At 50.6% G+C, this 16,685-nt stretch carries 17 protein-coding genes and 1 pseudogene; 11 read left to right on the top strand and 7 right to left on the bottom strand.

All coding sequences use genetic code 11. The annotated features are described in order from the left end of the window. Positions 1-210: 210 nt before the first annotated feature. From UNDKW_RS15925 to UNDKW_RS15910, 4 genes are all read left to right on the top strand, one after another. Positions 211-1,152, top strand: coding sequence for a CysB family HTH-type transcriptional regulator (locus tag UNDKW_RS15925; protein WP_162059465.1), 942 nt, complete (start codon positions 211-213; stop codon positions 1,150-1,152). Then, positions 1,149-1,952 carry an HAD family hydrolase gene (locus tag UNDKW_RS15920; RefSeq protein ID WP_162059464.1) on the top strand — a complete coding sequence of 268 codons (804 nt, stop codon included), beginning with the start codon at positions 1,149-1,151 and terminating at the stop codon, positions 1,950-1,952. The genes UNDKW_RS15925 and UNDKW_RS15920 overlap by 4 nt, the downstream gene beginning before the upstream one ends. Next, positions 1,945-2,598 carry a class I SAM-dependent methyltransferase gene (locus UNDKW_RS15915; RefSeq protein ID WP_162059463.1) on the top strand — a complete coding sequence of 218 codons (654 nt, stop codon included), beginning with the start codon at positions 1,945-1,947 and terminating at the stop codon, positions 2,596-2,598. Before UNDKW_RS15920 ends, UNDKW_RS15915 begins: the two co-directional genes overlap by 8 nt. Positions 2,599-2,692: 94 nt before the next feature. After that, on the top strand, positions 2,693-2,989 hold the full coding sequence (locus tag UNDKW_RS15910; RefSeq protein WP_162059462.1) for an SCP2 sterol-binding domain-containing protein: 297 nt from the start codon (positions 2,693-2,695) through the stop codon (positions 2,987-2,989). Positions 2,990-3,100: 111 nt separating this feature from the next. On the opposite strand, the gene UNDKW_RS15905 is transcribed toward UNDKW_RS15910, so the two are convergent. Beyond that, entirely contained in the window at positions 3,101-3,439 is a 339-nt protein-coding gene (locus UNDKW_RS15905; protein ID WP_162059461.1) for a hypothetical protein, read from the bottom strand. 105 nt (positions 3,440-3,544) lie between these two features. Here UNDKW_RS15905 and UNDKW_RS15900 point away from each other — a divergent pair, with 105 nt between their 5' ends. Beyond that, the gene (locus UNDKW_RS15900; RefSeq protein ID WP_162059460.1) at positions 3,545-3,856 is read left to right on the top strand and encodes a 2Fe-2S iron-sulfur cluster-binding protein; all 312 of its coding nucleotides are present in this window, start codon (positions 3,545-3,547) and stop codon (positions 3,854-3,856) included. An 11-nt stretch (positions 3,857-3,867) separates the two neighbouring features. On the opposite strand, the gene UNDKW_RS15895 is transcribed toward UNDKW_RS15900, so the two are convergent. The 5 genes and pseudogenes from UNDKW_RS15895 to UNDKW_RS15875 all read right to left on the bottom strand — a co-directional run bounded on the left by UNDKW_RS15895 (position 3,868) and on the right by UNDKW_RS15875 (position 10,098). Continuing rightward, on the bottom strand, positions 3,868-4,863 hold the full coding sequence (locus tag UNDKW_RS15895) for a CapA family protein (RefSeq protein WP_162059459.1): 996 nt from the start codon (positions 4,861-4,863) through the stop codon (positions 3,868-3,870). Continuing rightward, the gene (locus UNDKW_RS15890) at positions 4,860-5,231 is read right to left on the bottom strand and encodes a hypothetical protein (RefSeq protein ID WP_162059458.1); all 372 of its coding nucleotides are present in this window, start codon (positions 5,229-5,231) and stop codon (positions 4,860-4,862) included. Before UNDKW_RS15890 ends, UNDKW_RS15895 begins: the two co-directional genes overlap by 4 nt. A 102-nt stretch (positions 5,232-5,333) precedes the next feature. Further along, positions 5,334-6,728 (bottom strand): MBL fold metallo-hydrolase RNA specificity domain-containing protein, encoded by a 1,395-nt coding sequence (locus tag UNDKW_RS15885; protein WP_162061968.1) that lies wholly within the window; start codon positions 6,726-6,728, stop codon positions 5,334-5,336. Positions 6,729-6,879: 151 nt separating this feature from the next. After that, positions 6,880-9,012: a 3-hydroxyacyl-CoA dehydrogenase NAD-binding domain-containing protein gene (locus UNDKW_RS15880; RefSeq protein ID WP_162059457.1), complete on the bottom strand. Its 2,133-nt coding sequence runs from the start codon at positions 9,010-9,012 to the stop codon at positions 6,880-6,882. Between the two features lie 28 nt (positions 9,013-9,040). Then, positions 9,041-10,098: pseudogene (locus UNDKW_RS15875) on the bottom strand (acetyl-CoA C-acyltransferase). A 142-nt stretch (positions 10,099-10,240) separates the two neighbouring features. Here UNDKW_RS15875 and UNDKW_RS15870 point away from each other — a divergent pair. From UNDKW_RS15870 to UNDKW_RS30855, 5 genes are all read left to right on the top strand, one after another. Then, positions 10,241-10,720 carry a thioesterase family protein gene (locus UNDKW_RS15870; protein WP_162059456.1) on the top strand — a complete coding sequence of 160 codons (480 nt, stop codon included), beginning with the start codon at positions 10,241-10,243 and terminating at the stop codon, positions 10,718-10,720. A gap of 73 nt (positions 10,721-10,793) precedes the next feature. After that, positions 10,794-11,573, top strand: coding sequence for an enoyl-CoA hydratase/isomerase family protein (locus UNDKW_RS15865; RefSeq protein ID WP_162059455.1), 780 nt, complete (start codon positions 10,794-10,796; stop codon positions 11,571-11,573). Positions 11,574-11,633: 60 nt separating this feature from the next. Beyond that, positions 11,634-12,426 (top strand): IS5 family transposase gene (locus UNDKW_RS15860; RefSeq protein WP_162059447.1). Its coding sequence is split into 2 segments (ribosomal slippage): positions 11,634-11,899 and positions 11,898-12,426, totalling 795 coding nucleotides; the frame shifts between segments, so codons are not numbered across the junction. Positions 12,427-12,709: 283 nt separating this feature from the next. Beyond that, entirely contained in the window at positions 12,710-12,913 is a 204-nt protein-coding gene (locus UNDKW_RS15855; protein ID WP_007878889.1) for a cold-shock protein, read from the top strand. 222 nt (positions 12,914-13,135) lie between these two features. Next, positions 13,136-14,860, top strand: coding sequence for a methyl-accepting chemotaxis protein (locus UNDKW_RS30855; protein WP_162059454.1), 1,725 nt, complete (start codon positions 13,136-13,138; stop codon positions 14,858-14,860). Between the two features lie 43 nt (positions 14,861-14,903). On the opposite strand, the gene UNDKW_RS15845 is transcribed toward UNDKW_RS30855, so the two are convergent. Then, positions 14,904-15,809, bottom strand: a complete 906-nt coding sequence (locus UNDKW_RS15845) for a LysR family transcriptional regulator (RefSeq protein ID WP_162059453.1) — start codon at positions 15,807-15,809, stop codon at positions 14,904-14,906. Between the two features lie 166 nt (positions 15,810-15,975). Between UNDKW_RS15845 and UNDKW_RS15840 the strand changes: the two genes are divergently transcribed. Continuing rightward, on the top strand, positions 15,976-16,656 hold the full coding sequence (locus tag UNDKW_RS15840; RefSeq protein WP_162059452.1) for a haloacid dehalogenase type II: 681 nt from the start codon (positions 15,976-15,978) through the stop codon (positions 16,654-16,656). The last annotated feature ends 29 nt before the right edge of the window (positions 16,657-16,685 follow it).

Genomic DNA, 16,685 nt, shown 5'->3' with positions numbered 1-16,685 from the left:
TAACCTAGGTCTAATTGCATAAGAACGTATTTACGATCTGTAGCGAGCGAGTGTCAGCGGGGTCACGGTAACAAAAACGCAGCGCAAAAAGCGGAATGTACTCTAGTACATGAGCATTTTGAGCAGCGCATGAGCCCCGATCACACTCGCGCAGTAAGATCGTAGATAGGTTCTACGAGATTATCCTCGCCTTTACAAAAAAAACTACCCATGAACCTACATCAATTGCGTTTTGTACGCGAAGCTGTAAGACAGAATTTTAATCTGACTGAGGCTGCCAAGGCCTTATTTACATCGCAACCAGGTGTTTCCAAGGCAATTATTGAGCTTGAAGAGGAGTTGGGCGTTGATATTTTCACCCGTCATGGCAAGCGCATACGCGGCCTGACCGAGCCGGGCAGGGCAGTGTTGAAGTCAGTTGAGCTCATCATGCAGGAAATTGATGGGCTTAAACGCATAGGCAAGGAGTTTGCGGCGCAGGACAGCGGCAGTTTTACCATCGCCACCACCCACACCCAGGCACGCTATGCATTGCCCAAGGTGGTGCAGGCCTTCATGCAAAAATACCCCAAGGTAAGATTATCTTTATTGCAGGGTAACCCCAAGCAAATTGCCGAGATGGTCATGCGTGACCAGGCAGATATTGCGATAGCAACTGAGGCCATTGCCGGTTTTGATGGACTGATCTCCTTGCCATGTTATCAATGGGAGCATGTTGTGGTCGTGCCAGCCGAACATCCCTTGCTGAAATTGAAGAATGTCAGTCTGGAAGAAATCGCCAATTATTCCCTGATTACCTACGATGCTGCCTTTGCTGGCCGTAGCAAGATAGACCATGCCTTCCAGATACGTAACCTGAAACCGGATATCCTGCTCGAAGCCATTGATGCTGACGTCATCAAGACCTATGTAGAACTGGGCATGGGCATAGGCATCATAGCAGGCATGGCCTTTGATGCCGAGCGCGACAAGAATTTGCGCGCCATACCAGTCGGCCAATTGTTTGGCATGAATATTTCGCGGGTGGCGATCAAGCAGGGTGCTTATCTGCGCAGCTATATTTATACCTTTATAGAATTACTGAATCCTACCCTGAACCGTAAAATGATAGACAATGTCATGCAGGGCAATAAGGATACTTACGATTTATGAGCATGCAGGCACTGAGTAGCTGGCCTGCAGAACAACGCAGGCAGGTGCGCGGTATACTGACGGACATTGATGACACCTTCAGCAGCCATGGCAAGCTGACCGTGGCTGCGCTGACCGCGCTGGACCGTGCAAAAAATGCGGGTTTGCGGCGCATAGCCGTGACTGGCCGACCTACTTACTGGACCTTGCCTCTATTAAGGCTATGTGATTTTGATGCAGTCATTGCCGAGAATGGCGCGAGTGCTTTTTGGCTCGATAAAAATGGCAAGCAGCAGGCGATGTATTATGCCGATGCACAAACCCGTCTGCAACACAGGCAGCGCCTGCTGGATTTTGCTGACACCATGCGCCAGCATTTCCCGGATGTATTGCCTGCTGCAGATGCTGCGCAACGCATCGGTGACCTGGCATTTGATATTGCTGAAGATATTCCTGCGATACCGCTGACGCAATTGAATGAAGTTGTCGCCCTGATCCGTGAACATGGTTTTCATGCGACTACCAGCAGCATCCACGCCCATGCCTCGGTTGCGCCCTTCAGCAAACAAAGCATGAGCCAGCGGGTGTTGCATGAAGTATTTGGCGTCAGCGATGAAGCTGCAAAAAAGACTTATGTATTTATTGGTGATTCTGCCAATGATGCCAGCATGTTTGCCCATTACCCGCTCTCGGTCGGAGTGGCAAACATACGCAATTACCTTGACAGGTTTGAGGCCCATCCAGCCTATGTCTGTCATGCCGAATATGGCGCGGGATTTGTAGAGCTGGTAGATTTTCTGTTGAAAGATAAAAATGAGTGAAAATAAAATGCGCGAATACTATGCGCAACGTGCACAAACGCTGGAAAAGGTTTACCAAAAACCTGAGCGCCAGCAAGACTTGCGTGAAATCCAGGGCAAAGTCCTGGACGTATTGAAAGATCAGCGCGTGCTGGAAGTGGCCTGTGGCACAGGCTACTGGACTGAGCGTTTTGCCCCGGTGGCAGCAAGCGTCGTGGCGACTGATTATAACCAGTCCATGCTCGATGTGGCCCAGGCCAAAGCTTACCCTGAAGGCAAAGTGCAATTTGCTCTGGCGGACCTGCATGACTTGCCTGCTGCGGCGGCAGGTCAATACTCTGCATGTTTTGCCGGTTTTTTCTGGTCACATGTGATGCGTGATGATCAGACCAGCCTGCTGGGTCATCTGAGCAAGGTAACGGGTAAAGGCACGACACTGGTGTTGATCGACAATAACTATGTCGAAGGCAGCAGCACAGTGATTGCCCGCACTGATCTGGAAGGCAATACCTTTCAGTTACGCAAGCAGGAAGATGGCAGCAGGGTAGAAATACTCAAAAATTTCCCTACTGATAGTGCACTGCGCAAAAAATTTGGTCCTGCGGTGCGCGACATCCGCATTTTCAGGAACACTTACTACTGGATGCTGACTTGCATATTGAAGTAAGTATAGGGATTGAGTTCCATACTCTTCTAGTATTGTCCCTCGAAAGCCTGCCGTGATACATTGCAAGTCGTTTAAATTTTTTCTGGAGTAATTCATGGATCTGCAAGCTTGCACAGAAGCGATACGCGCTAAAGTTGGTGATGATAGTGGTTTGAACGCTACCCTGAAATTTGATTGCGGAGATGATGGCGTGGTATTTGTTGATGCATTGGTGACACCAAATACGGTCAGCAATGAAAACAAGGAAGCAGGCTGCACCATCACAATTTCTTTGGAAAACCTGGCAGCCTTGCTGACGGGTCAATTGAATCCTATGAACGGTTTCATGATGGGCAAACTCAAAGTGTCCGGCGACATGGGCGTGGCCATGCGCTTGCAGACTGTGGTGTAAGAACCAGTCTTACAGGCAAGCTTTACAGAGCGGCATTTCCTTGGCGATAGCGAGGAAATGCCGTTTTATTTTGGACTTGCGATATTGCTGACGTTGCCGATATTGCTGTTGTCAAACCAGTGACATGGCACTCAATGCCAGTGCCGACGTGCCGTCTGGATATAAGGCATCATAGCAGCGTGTGCAACTGCTGCAAAAAAGGTGGGAGCGCTTGACGAATTTATAGCGCAGTATGAGCTGTAACTGTACTCCACTGCAGTGGGGGCAATGCTCACGCATATAACCTGCCGAGGGCGCATCCTCGGATTGAAAACCTTCTTCTAACATTACTCCTTCTATGACATCGCGGGGATCAAGCTGCATCAGTATAAAGTCTGGTGCGCGGGCATTGCGCCTTTCTGAATAAGTGTCTTGCTGTTGGGAAAGTAGATGTGCACTGGCTGTCATCATGTTGAGCTCCTGGAAAGACTTCTGCCACTGCTGGTAGTCAACAGGAGGGCAGGCTTTCAATCTAGTAAAATTCAGGCATGAAGACAAGGTTGATTGCGAGAAAAAATGAGTAAGCAGGATGTGTTAGGGAATAAGGTATGGACTGTGACCATACAACCCCAGGGCTGGACTTGCCAAGCCATAGATGAACTCAGCCTGCTGGAAGCTGCCTTGCTGGAAGGCATACGCATTCCCAATTCATGCCGCAACGGTACCTGCCGCACCTGCATGTGCCAGATGCGGGCCGGGGAGATACGCTACCAGATAGACTGGCCGGGACTGAGCCTGGAAGAAAAGCAGGAGGGCTGGATATTGCCCTGTGTCGCCCAGGCTTGCTCGGATGTTGTACTGGATGTGCCCGCAGCAGTCAAAGTGTAGAGGCAGAAAATTCATTCAGCGTTGCTGCATTGCCTGAGCTGCCCATCCTTGCGGTTCCAGCACGCCGTGCTGGCTTCGGGTACAGGGTGGGGCACGCCATCATCATTTATCTTGGCCAAACGTGTATCCCAGGCTTTGACACCTTTCTTGTCTAGTTGCAGGCGGATGACCCAGCCACGGGTTTGCGGTTCATTGTCGAGCTCATCCATGACGAAATTACCGAGGCTGTAAATGATGGGCTTGCCCTTGTAATGCTCAACATCCTGTATCACATGGGGATGGCCACCGATGATGGCATCTGCACCTGCATCTAACATCAGCCTGGCCAGTTGGCGTTGCCTGTCAACGGCGACTTTGTCATTTTCCCAGCCCCAGTGCATGAAGGGTATGACCAGATCGGCATGGTATTGCTGACGTGCCTTACGTATGTCAAGTACTACCTGTTCATCTTCACTCCAGGCTACACCGGCTGCCTGCGCTTCCGCTTCAAAGCTGCGCGGCATGTATTCGTTGTAACCCAGCAGGGCAATGCGCAAGCCTTTCTTTTCTATGATCAGTGGTGTATGCGCTTCACGCAAATTATTGCCACCGCCAAAGCGTTTGATTTGCTGCTGATCGAGTAAGGTCAGCATTTCCTGGAAAGCCCCACGGCCAAAATCACCGGAATGATTATTGGCAATCGACACTGCATCAACATGCTGCTTCAGCGTAGCAAGGGTACGGGGATGGGCACGGAAGGTGAAGTTCTTGTCGGCAGCATCACCCGTCGTGGCCACTACACATTCGAGGTTGACCACGCGAATGTCTGCACTTTTGAATAATTTGGCAAAGGCAAAAAACGGGTCTTTGCCCTCGGCGATCATTTTGCCTGGCTTGCCATCAAGGACGACATCGCCTGCAAACAATATGCTGACACTGTCGTCTTGTTCCTGAGCCTGGGCTGTTTGTGCGAGCGTGCCAGTCAGAATAAATGCTGCCAGAAGATGACTTAAAGACTTGAGTTTCATTGCTGCACCTCCTGCAAAGTGCAGCGGTACTGCAGTTCACGTTCTACATCACCCGCATAGACTGAATTTTGCGGCGTCAGTGGGCTCTCTTTGCTGCTGACTTTGAAGGGAGGGCGGTAAGTCGCCTGATGGACGGGGATATCGCTGCGACGAGTCTGGAAATAAGCGTACAGCTTGATATAGTCTATCTGCTGCGCCTTGCCGACCATGACTGCCTTGAAAGTAAAACGCTCGCCTATATCGGTAGTCTTCACATCATACGGGTCAGGCACGATCTGGCTCTCTATGGTCTGCATGCTGCCAGCATAACTGACATAGCAACGCAGCAAAGGCTTTGCCTGGCTGTTTGTACTCAGGAGGCATGCCATTAAAAAAGCGCTGCCCGCTAGTAAAGATACACGATACCTCTTCCTGGTTCCCGCAAGTGCCTGCATAGATTCACCGATGTTCGTTTATACGAACAGCGATTATCACAGTATTTGTGGACGCAGGGAAGTCAGAGTTTTGCCTTCTATCCTGTAGCAGGATAAATGTTCAGGAACTTCGCAGCGCCAACCCAGTTCACGCTCTATTTGCTGGCGCAGATGGTCAGCCGCTGCTGGCTCGCCATGGGTGATAAAACTGCGCAAAGGTGCTTGCTTCAGGTGTTTCAGCCATCCCAGCACTTCTTCATAGTCAGCATGGGCCGATAAACCGTCAACCATCACTACCTTGGCGCGCACCCTGACATCCTGGCCGTGAATACGCACCGTGCTTGCTCCATTGACCAATTTCTCGCCTCTTGTGCCACCAGCCTGATGGCCGCAAAAAACGATGGTGTTCCTGTCGTCGGGCGCGATGTATTTCATGTGATGCAACACCCGTCCACCAGTGGCCATGCCGCTGGCAGAGATGATGACTTTTGGCCAGCGTTCATTGTTCAGGCGCTGGGATTCTTCTGGCGTCCTGACATAGGTGGTCATGGCTGTTATGCCAGCGATATCTTCAGCCGAGAGCTTCAGTGAGTCGGCATAGTGACTATAGATGCTCGTCGCACTTTCAGACATGGGACTGTCCAGATAAATCGGAAAGTCATGTATCTGCTTGTTCTTGCGCAGCTGGTATAACAGATACAGCAATGTTTGTGCACGCCCAACGGCAAACGAGGGTATCAGCACCGAGCCACCACGTTGTACGGTGCTATTGATGACATCGCGCAAATCGTTTTCGGGAACACTGTTACTGTGCAGTCGATCACCGTAAGTTGATTCTACGATGAGGTAGTCAGTTCTTTCCGGGAATTCTGGCGCCTTCATGATGTAATCGCGCGGCCTCCCGACATCGCCAGAAAATAACAGGCTGGTCTGTTCCATTTTTAAAGAAATGCTGCAAGAGCCCAGGATGTGCCCGTTCGGTATCCATTTTGCCTGAACGTCATCGGCTATCTTGATGCTGGTATGTTCGTCAATGTAATGGAAATGCTTGAGTGCCTTGGCAACGTCATTACTGTCATACAAAGGCAGGGCCTGCTCATGCTTGGACAGGTGGTGACGGTTCAGGTAGGCTGCTTCTTCTTCAAACAGATGGGCAGAATCGCGCAATAATAATTTACAGAGCGCGAATGTGGCCTTGCTACAGTAAATCTTGCCTTTGAACCCCAGTTTGACCATCAATGGGATATATCCAGAGTGATCAAGATGGGCATGGGTCAGTAAAATCGCATCGACTTTCGATGGATCAAAAGGGGGATCTTCCCAGTTACGCAAACGCAGTTGTTTGTAACCCTGGAACAAGCCGCAATCCACCATGATGTGGCTGCGGTCCGACACCAGCAGATAACGTGAGCCAGTCACAGTGCCAGCGGCACCCAAGAAATGCAGTTTGATCAAAATACACCTCCAGTCAGGGATAGTGTTTGCCTGCTCTGTTGCCAGGCAAGTACCAAGAACACAAACACTATTGAACACGTACAGGCATATTCAAGTCAATGACCTGCCAACTCCAGGTCAGCCTTAGTTTTACTTTGTTTGTGCTAACTCAATCATGAGCACCAGTTTGTATCAGTCTCAGATAATTTTCCGGCAGAGAGAAGCGTTCTCCATAGAGTGACCACAATTCTGCTGCACGCCTGGCAAATGCCTGTGAGCCCACATGATGCACATATTGCACGCACCCCCCCGTCCATGCCGGAAAACCTATGCCAAAAATCGAACCTATATTGGCATCGCGAGTTGACTCCAGCACACCTTCATCAAGGCAACGCAAGGTTTCTATAGCCTGTATGTAGAGGAACCTGTCTTGCAAATCGGTGTAGGGCAGGCTGTGTCCTGCTTTACCAAATAATGCGCTTAGCTCGGGCCACAGATACTTCTTGCCACCATCTGCAGGATATTCATAAAACCCCGCACCAGCAGCCTTGCCTGCGCGTTGATGTTCATCAAGCATGGCATTGATGATGGCCGCAGATGCGGGTGCCTGCCAGTTTTTGCCTTCGGCTTCCAGATCAGCCCTGGTTTGCGCTGCGACATGGCGTGACAGGCTCAGTGATACTTCATCCTGCACTGCCAGAGGCCCCACCGGCATACCAACCGAGAGTGCTGCATTTTCTATCAGTGCAGCCGGCAAGCCTTCTGCCAGCATACTCAGGCCCTCGTTGACAAAACTGGCAAACACCCGGCTGGTAAAAAAGCCGCGTGAGTCATTGACGACGATGGGTGTCTTGCCTATTTGCAGTACATAGTCATAAGCGCGTGCCAGTGTGGTCTCACTGGTTTGCTTGCCCTTGATGATTTCCACCAACTGCATTTTCTCGACGGGTGAAAAGAAGTGTATGCCTATGAAGCGTTCAGGATTTTTGACGGCTTTTGCCAGGCCGCTGATCGGCAGGGTAGAGGTATTACTGGCCATGATGCCATCCGTAGCCAGCATGTTTTCCGCCTCGCTGCTGACGCTGGCCTTGATCTCACGGTTTTCAAACACGGCTTCGATGATGAGGTCGCATCCTGAAAAATCAGTAGCGCTTGCAGTAGGCTGTATCAGTTCCAGCTGATTCGCTGCGTTTTCTGCAGACAGGCGACCCTGGCCGACTTTTTTATGCAGGCTGTTGGCAATGCCGGTCTTGCCCTGCTCAGCTTTTTGCTGTGTCTGTTCTTTTAATATTGTATGTATGCCGCGCGCTGCACTGACAGCGGCTATGCCAGCGCCCATCATGCCAGCACCAATGACGCCGAGTTTGTTTACTTTGGATTTGGAGATGTTCGACGGGCGGCTTTTGCCAGAACTGATTTCCTGCATCTGGAAGAACAGGGTACCTATCATGTTCTTGGCGACCTGGCCAGTTGCCAGATGTGTGAAGTAACGACCTTCAATTTTCAGGGCGTTATCAAAATCAACTTGCGCACCTTCTACCATGGCTGCCAGTATCGCTTCGGGCGCTGGATAATTGCCCCTGGTTTTTTCGCGCAACATGGCAGGTGCTACCATGATCATCGGCAGCAACTTGGCAGAGTTGGCTGCACCACCGGGTAGTTTATAGGCTGCATCATCCCACGGCTGCTGTGCCTGCGGGTTTGCCAGTATCCAGGCACGAGCCTGCTGCAACATATCTTCATGGCTGCTGGCGATGGCATGTACCAGGCCAGCCTTGACGGCTGCTGCAGGAGAAACTTGCTTGCCTTCCAGCAGATGAGGCATGGCCTCCTGCAAGCCCAGCAGGCGTACAGTACGCACGACACCGCCAGCGCCTGGCAATAATCCCAGCGTCACTTCAGGGAAACCAATTTTTGCTTTGGCATTTTCCAGGGCGACGCGGTAATGACAGGCCAGCGCCAACTCCAGGCCACCACCAAGAGCACTGCCATTGATGGCGGCAACTACCGGTTTGCCCAGTTTTTCCAGGCGACGCAATACTGCCTTGTTTTTCTCCACCATCTCCAGGCAGGCTTTGGCATCTTGAATGCTGATGAGTTCACGCAAATCGCCTCCTGCGAAAAAACTGTCTTTGCCAGATGTCAGAATGACGCCGCTGACTTGCTCTTTTTCCTCTTCCAGCCTGGCTGCGGCAGATGCCAGTGCATCGCGAAATGCCGCGTTCATGGTATTCACTGACAAGTCCGGCATGTCGATGTTGAGAGTGACTATTTGATGTTCGTCTTTGCTGTAATTGATCATGATGTTTTTCTCGTTCTTATGTTCTGGTTTATACGCGCTCTATGATGGTGGCGATTCCCATACCGCCACCCACACAAAGGGTGATCAGGCCTCGTTTTAACTGACGCGCTTCCAGTTCATCAATCAGATTGCCCAGCAACATGCAGCCAGTTGCCCCCAGCGGGTGGCCGAGGGCAATTGAGCCGCCATTCACATTGACTTTTTCTTCCGGTACCTTGAGGTCTTTCATGAACTTCATGACGACAGCAGAAAAAGCTTCGTTGACTTCAAACAGGTCTATGTCTTCAATACTCAGGCCTGCTTTGTTCAAGGCTTTCAGCGTCGCAGGGCCAGGGCCGGTCAGCATGATGGTGGGGTCTGTTCCAGTGACTGCGCTGGCGACGATGCGGGCACGCGGGTTCAGGCACAGGCGCTTGCCCATGGCCTCTGTACCTATCAGGGCGAGGGCGGCACCATCGACAATGCCGGACGAGTTACCAGCAGTGTGCACATGGTTGATACTCGCTATGTGCGGATACTTGCGTATGGCGACACTGTCAAAACCCATCTTGCCCGGCATCTCAAATGAAGTCTTGAGAGAAGCCAGTGCTGCCATGCTGGATTGTGGTTTGATGAATTCATCTTCAGCCAGTATTACCAGGCCATTCATATCGCGCACAGGGCGCAGGGATTTGAAGCGGCCCGCCGCCCGTGCCGCCGTGGCTTTTTCTTGTGAGCGCAGGGCAAAGGCATCGACATCTTCGCGGCTGAAGCCTTCCAGAGTAGCGATCAGGTCTGCCCCTATGCCTTGCGGTAAAAAGTCGGTTTGCATACTGGTTTGCGGTTCAGTTGCACGCCAGCGACCTGCCAGTCCCAGCCTGCTGCCAGGGCCGCCGTCTTGGCGATGTCTGCTCCCTGGTCGCCTATGGGGGTAACGCAACCCAGCACGACATCGTCAATCAGTGCAGTGTCCAGCGACAGGCGTTGCTGCATATCCTGCATCAGGCCCGACAATAAAGAGATGGGCTTGACGCTATGCAGCGAACCATCTTTCTTGCCTTTGCCACGCGGTGTGCGTGGCGCATCAAAAAGATAGGCTTCGGTCATTTCATTCTCCTTTTTGCTGGTCTGTATATGAGGGCTAGATGGCTTTATTGCTGCTCAAGTGTATGATGATACAATTAATAAAGCAAATGCTTGATTAATTATTTTGTTACCATTTTACTCACAGGATAGTAGGAAAAAGGCAATGACACAAAACATCATTAATAATCCAGAGTTTCAGGGCATGCTTAAAATGGTGATAGAGGAAAAAATCCCGTTTTGTCATTTGCTGGGCATGAAACTCGACAGTTTTGACCCGGATGCCCCACGCCTGTCCATAGGCATGCGTGACGAATTGCTCGGCAACTTTGCCCAGGGCATGCTGCATGGTGGCGTCATCGCGTCTGTGCTCGATAGCGTAGCGGGATTCGCCATCCTGCTGAAAATGGCGCAACACAACCCACAGGACGATGTGATCTCGCAGATCAAGGAATTTGGCAAGATGAGCACCATAGACTTGCGTATCGATTATCTGCAACCAGGGCGCGGCAAGCACTTTGTGGCTACTGCCGAAGTCACGAGGCTGGGCAAGCGTGTCGCCAATGTCTTGATGGACTTGCGTAACGAGAAGGGTGACAGAATTGCGACAGGAGCCGCCGCCTTTATGTTGCATGGCCGTGCCTGATTGCCTTTCTGCCCACTTGTACTAGGATGTAGATACAAACGTGTAGATACAAGCGACAACAAGGGGGAGCAGCATGAGCATACGTCTGGAAAAAGCAAATGGACTGGCTACCATTATTTTTGATAATCCAAACTGCATGAACGTTATGGGTGCAGCAGAGATACGTGCCCTGAACCAGTTAACCGAGTTGCTGGCAGAAGACCGCAGCATACGCGTGGTCATTATCCGTGCCGAAGGCAAAGTGTTTGGAGCGGGCGGGGATATTGCCAGCTTCAAGCCCGGCGACCCGGCATCTCCCGAGGCCATACGTGAAATTGGTGCCGAGCTGAATCAGGCAATATTGCGCCTGCACAAATTGCCTGCGATCGTGATTGCCTCTGTGCATGGTGCGGTTGCTGGTGGCAGCATGGGAACCATGAACGCGGCAGACCTGGTCATTGCGGCCAAGGGCACACGATTTAATATGGCGTATGCGAAGATAGGTGCCAGCCCTGATGTGGGCAACACCTGGTTTTTGCCGCGTCTGGTTGGTAACCGCAAGGCACTGGAATGGTTGTTGTTTTCAGAAAATTTTGATGCTGATGAAGCCCTGGCGTTTGGCCTGATTAACCTCGTGGTACCACCTGAGCAATTAAAAGATGTCACAGAAAAACTAGCAATGCGCCTGTTGCGCGGGCCGCAGGAAACCTATGCCAGAATGAAACGCCTCGTATATCAGTCTGACGCGACTTCGCTTGAGCAGCAGGTTAGTGATGAAATCGAGGCTTTTGCCTCAGTCACCATGACCCCGGACTTTGCTGAAGGGTCTCGGCTTTTCTTGACAAGCGTACCGCACACTTCGGCGGCAAGCTGAACTAAGAACCTGTTCGAGATCTTATTGTAAACAAAAGGAATATTGCGTAAACTCGGTTAGATGAGAAAAATCTACCCAAGCGACATAAGTCGAGAACAGTTTGCAAAGATAGAAGATATTCTGCTGAGCGCACGCAAGAAAACCAAGCCGCGCCAAGTGGATTTATATGATGTTTTTTGCGCGGTATTGTACGTGTTAAAAAGTGGCTGCCAGTGGGACATGATACCGAGCGACTTTCCTCCTAAAAGTACGGTGTACACGTACTTTAAGCAATGGAAAGAGAAGCCGTTGGGAAGTGAGTTAAGCCTGCTGGAGCAGGCTTTAAAAAAATCAGGTTGGCGCGGCCCGTACCAAACATGGTCGGAACGTACACAGCACCTTTTTGATTGTTGACGCCCAGAGTGTCAAAAACACGGATACGGCAAAACACAAAGGCTACGATGCAGGGAAGAAAATATCAGGAATCAAGCGCCATATTGCCGTTGACACAGAGGGGCTACCTCATGCCATTGCCGTGACAACAGCCGACATCACGGATAGAAAGGGAGCACTGGAAGCGTTTGAGCAGCACAAGCATTCCTTGGGCAAGGTTGCCAGCGTGCTCGTCGATGGTGGTTATACGGGACGCCCTTTTGCTGAGGGTGTCCATCAAATTCTGGGGGCGTCCGTACAAGTTGCCAAGCGCAATGAACTCCACACCTTTAGTGTCATGCCTCAGCGGTGGGTGGTGGAACGCTCTTTTGCCTGGCTTGAGAAATGCCATCGCCTTTGGAAAAACTGTGAGCGACAATTAAATACCAGCTTGCAATTCGTTAATTTGGCATTTCTCACTTTGCTCTTGCGGCGCGGGTGATCAAAAAAGATCTCGAACAGGTTCTAAGCAGTATTGATTGCTCCTGTTTAGATGGAATGTGACAGTTTCGTGACGTTTTTTCCTTTGAAACTCGTGTTTTCCCTCTGAAAATGCAAGATTAATCGAGTACCTGGTGTTTTATTTTACTTTTTCCCGAAATTCTGCGTATAATCGTTCAGTCGTTGAGATTCAAAGTGGTAGTGCAGTATCAGTCTGTCATTTCTTACTTGGTTGAAACGATCTATCGGGCATATGCCCACATTAACTGAAATAGGAAATTGTAATGGCAACAGGTATTGTTAAATGGTTCAATGATTCAAAAGGTTTCGGCTTCATCACTCCAGATGAAGGCGGTGAAGATCTGTTTGCTCATTTCTCCGCTATCCAATCTAACGGCTTCAAATCTTTGAAAGAAAACCAACGCGTTTCTTTTGAAGTAACTACAGGCCCTAAAGGCAAGCAAGCTTCTAACATCCAAGCAATCTAATTGCTGATTTGTTAGTCTGGCGTTATGTCAGATTTGCTCAAAAAATCCCCGGTTCTCCGGGGATTTTTTTTACAAAAATACAAAATTTTCTTTCCCTAATATTTCTAAACTTATTTATACTTAATTTCCCACAGACGCACTAAAGTTGTCTCGGATCAATACTCTCAACAAGAATTTTTGTATTCTTGTTCCGAATTTGGAACATAAAAAGGGGAAGTGAAGATGTTCAATCTGACAATCAGATTAAGACTGATAGGTGCTATGGCTTTCATGGCAATCATGCTGGTAATCGGCGGATTGATGGGGATATATGGCGTCAGGAACAGCAATGCCGTCATCAAGGAAATTTTCACTAATCAGTTGCCTTCGGTCGAAGCACTTGGGCAATCCCGCGTCTTTATCCTTCGTGCCCGTACTTCTCTGGACAGGGCCATCGCCCATCCAGAATTCCCGGACACTGCGGAAACGATCAAGCGCTCAGAAGAATTCTTAAAGCAATCTGAAGATTACTGGAAAAAATACCTGGCTTTGCCGCAAGACGTCGAAGAGAAAAAGATTTCCGATGAAGTCACAGCCTTGCGCGATAAGTACATCAACAGTGCGCATCTTCCCATGCTCAATGCCATCAAGGCAGGTAATAAGGAAGAAGCGGACAACATCAATATGAAGATAGTGCCGCCAGCCTACAGCGCCTATTCTGATCAGATGGCTAAGCTCAGTGATTATCAATTTGCTGGCGCTGCCAACTCCCTTAAAGATAGTGAGCGGGCTTTTACAACGTTTTTATGGGTTGACGTATTGGGTGTGATCGGTGGTCTGGTTGCAGTGATTATCTTTGCCTACTTTTTGCTGGCTGCCATTTCTCATCCACTGAAGCTGGCGATTAGCCAATTTGAGGCGATAGGCAATGGTGACCTGACCCAGCAACTGAAACCAACATCCCGCGACGAAATGGGGCAACTTGTTACTGCACTGGAAAACATGCGTCAGAGCCTCATGCAAACTGTCACCATGGTGCGGCAATCAAGCGGTTCTATCGCCGTATCTTCAGAAGAAATTGCGACTGGCAACATGGATTTGTCCAGCCGTACCGAACAACAGGCTGCCAGCCTCGAAGAAACCGCTTCGTCCATGGAAGAGCTGACATCGACAGTGCAGCAGAATGCCGATAATGCACGCCAGGCCAATACCCTGGCATCGAATGCGTCTGAGGTCGCTAGCAAAGGTGGCCAGGTGGTGGGTGATGTGGTGCACACCATGTCATCAATCAAGGAAAGTTCCAAAAAGATTGTCGATATTATTGGTGTCATTGACGGCATCGCCTTCCAGACCAATATCCTGGCCTTGAATGCTGCCGTTGAGGCTGCCCGTGCGGGTGAGCAGGGCCGTGGCTTTGCCGTGGTCGCGACTGAAGTGCGTAATCTCGCGCAGCGCTCGGCCAATGCCGCCAAAGAAATCAAGGAACTCATCAGTGATTCTGTCGATAAGGTCGAAGTAGGTTCCCGCCTGGTCGATGATGCGGGCAAGACCATGGACGAAATCGTGGTCTCCATCAAGAACGTCGCCGATATCATGGCAGAAATCACTTCTGCCAGCGCCGAACAGAGAGATGGTATCAACCAGGTCAGCCTTGCAATAGGCAAGATGGATGAGGCTACCCAACAAAATGCCGCGCTGGTAGAGCAGGCAGCGGCAGCAGCCAGCAGCATGCGTGACCAGGCCAATAACCTGAACCATGCCGTAAGTATCTTCAAGATTGATGCAAACGATGCGGGTGACAATAGTAGCAAGCCTGCCGTGGTTTCACCTGCAAAAGCTGTCATCAGGGATAATCCTGTGACTAAGCGGTCTGCAGTCAAATCACTGCCTGCGGCAACTCCGGCTGCGCCGAAAAAGACAGCCAAACCGGCAGCTTCAGCAGCGCAGGATGACTGGGAAGAGTTTTAATTCGCCACACTCAGGAGTCAAACCTGAATGGCAAAAATCATGCTCAGGATTTTTGCCAGTAATCCGGCTGGCTATAGGCATGACGCAAAAAGTCGATGAAGGCACGTATGCGCAAGGGCAGGTGACGGCGCTGGGCAAAGATCGCATAGATATCATTGCCCGGTGCATTGAATTCATCTAGCACCGTGACCAGCTTGCCTGATTCAATTTCTGCACCCACTTCCCACATGGAGCGCCAGGCCAGGCCTTTGCCTGACAATGCCCAGTCGTGTAGCACTTCGCCGTCATTGCAGACCATATTGCCTTCCACCTTGAGCGTAACATTCTTGCCGTTCTGGCGAAAGGTCCAGCCACGCTGGCTGCCATCAGCACTGAAAGCCAGGCAATTGTGTCTGCTGAGCTCATCCAGGGTGCGCGGTGTGCCATGGCGTTTGATATAGACAGGGGAGGCAACCACGACACGCTTGTTGTCTGCCAGCTTGACGCCTATCAGGTTGGAGTCCGTCAAAGCTGCAATGCGTATCGCCACGTCTATACCCTCGCCGATCAAATCAACGACCCGGTCATTCAGGCTCAGCGTCAGCTTCACATCGCGGTGCTCACTTAAAAAAGAGGGCATCAGCGGGGCCACATGCTGGCGGCCAAAACCTGCGGGGGCTGAAATCGTCAAGGTGCCACTGGCACGGGCGCTGCGTTCTGATACCGCACCTTCCGCTGCTTCCAGGTCTGCGAGGATGCGCTGGCAATCTTCGAGAAAGGCTTCGCCCTCATTGGTCAGCGCCAGCTTGCGGGTGGTTCGTTGCAAGAGTTTGACCCCCAGTCTTTCTTCCAGCGCATCCAGACGGCGGCCTATCATGGCCGGGGCCACGCCTTCAGCACGGGCGGCTGCAGACAGGCTGCCACGTGTTGCTACTTCAGCAAAGGTAGAGATTTGTTTGAATTGATCCATGGCAGCCTGGCTTCTTATCTCTCCATTTGCAACTAAAATGAAAAGATGTAGTGATGAAATTCGATGATTATAGTATTTTATATTGAATATACTGCTTTCATGATGTTTGCCATTTAATCTTTCACATCCAGGCCAGTCTCACACATTCAGCGCAATCAATAAAACCATGACCATCTCTGCCATCGCCTTTGACGCCTACGGTACTCTGTTTGATGTGTATTCCATCAGCGAACTGGCAGACAAGCTGTTCCCTGGCAAGGGCAGGGCACTGGCAGAACTGTGGCGCGACAAGCAGATTGAATACACCCGCCTGCGCACCATGTGCAGCATGTACAAACCATTCTGGGAAGTCACCCAGGATGCATTGATATTTTGCTGCCAGAAACTGAATCTGGATTTGACGCTGGATGCACAAAACAGCCTGATGGGTCAGTATGCGCGACTGAAAGCTTTTCCTGAAAACCTGCCTGTCCTGCAAGCCTTGCAGGCACAAGACATGAAAATGTCTGTTTTATCGAACGGTAACCTGCACATGCTACAGTCAGCGGTGGATGCGGCAGGCATGCAGGGCATATTCAGCCATTTGCTGTCCGTCGAAGTCGTCAAGAAATTCAAGACCGCACCTGAAGCCTATCAAATGGCACCCGATGTATATGGTGTGCCAGCAAAAAACATTTTGTTTGTATCCAGCAATTGCTGGGATGCCTGTTGTGCCACCTGGTTTGGTTACACCACCTTCTGGGTCAACCGGCAAAACGCACCTCTGGAACAACTGGGCGTGACGCCGCATGGTGTAGGGCACACGCTCAAAGACCTGATTCCCTTTATCGCAAAACACCGCAACTGATTTCGTTTTAATTCATTTTTTGGAGACTA

It is taken from the genome of Undibacterium sp. KW1, from assembly GCF_009937955.1.
Lineage (GTDB): Bacteria > Pseudomonadota > Gammaproteobacteria > Burkholderiales > Burkholderiaceae_D > Undibacterium.
Note: the sequence above shows the minus strand (reverse complement) of the source record. Positions and strands in the feature narration are given on the sequence as shown.

Excerpts from the sequence above, each read along its gene's own strand:
- UNDKW_RS15880 (WP_162059457.1), bottom strand. The coding sequence starts at position 9,012 with ATGATCAATTACAGCAAAGACGAACATCAAATAGTCACTCTCAACATC.
- UNDKW_RS15840 (WP_162059452.1), top strand. The coding sequence starts at position 15,976 with ATGACCATCTCTGCCATCGCCTTTGACGCCTACGGTACTCTGTTTGAT.
- UNDKW_RS15905 (WP_162059461.1), bottom strand. The coding sequence starts at position 3,439 with ATGATGACAGCCAGTGCACATCTACTTTCCCAACAGCAAGACACTTAT.
- UNDKW_RS15925 (WP_162059465.1), top strand. The coding sequence starts at position 211 with ATGAACCTACATCAATTGCGTTTTGTACGCGAAGCTGTAAGACAGAAT.
- UNDKW_RS15895 (WP_162059459.1), bottom strand. The coding sequence starts at position 4,863 with ATGAAACTCAAGTCTTTAAGTCATCTTCTGGCAGCATTTATTCTGACT.
- UNDKW_RS15900 (WP_162059460.1), top strand. The coding sequence starts at position 3,545 with ATGAGTAAGCAGGATGTGTTAGGGAATAAGGTATGGACTGTGACCATA.
- UNDKW_RS15845 (WP_162059453.1), bottom strand. The coding sequence starts at position 15,809 with ATGGATCAATTCAAACAAATCTCTACCTTTGCTGAAGTAGCAACACGT.
- UNDKW_RS15915 (WP_162059463.1), top strand. The coding sequence starts at position 1,945 with ATGAGTGAAAATAAAATGCGCGAATACTATGCGCAACGTGCACAAACG.
- UNDKW_RS15890 (WP_162059458.1), bottom strand. The coding sequence starts at position 5,231 with ATGGCATGCCTCCTGAGTACAAACAGCCAGGCAAAGCCTTTGCTGCGT.
- UNDKW_RS15920 (WP_162059464.1), top strand. The coding sequence starts at position 1,149 with ATGAGCATGCAGGCACTGAGTAGCTGGCCTGCAGAACAACGCAGGCAG.
- UNDKW_RS15910 (WP_162059462.1), top strand. The coding sequence starts at position 2,693 with ATGGATCTGCAAGCTTGCACAGAAGCGATACGCGCTAAAGTTGGTGAT.
- UNDKW_RS30855 (WP_162059454.1), top strand. The coding sequence starts at position 13,136 with ATGTTCAATCTGACAATCAGATTAAGACTGATAGGTGCTATGGCTTTC.
- UNDKW_RS15870 (WP_162059456.1), top strand. The coding sequence starts at position 10,241 with ATGACACAAAACATCATTAATAATCCAGAGTTTCAGGGCATGCTTAAA.
- UNDKW_RS15855 (WP_007878889.1), top strand. The coding sequence starts at position 12,710 with ATGGCAACAGGTATTGTTAAATGGTTCAATGATTCAAAAGGTTTCGGC.
- UNDKW_RS15865 (WP_162059455.1), top strand. The coding sequence starts at position 10,794 with ATGAGCATACGTCTGGAAAAAGCAAATGGACTGGCTACCATTATTTTT.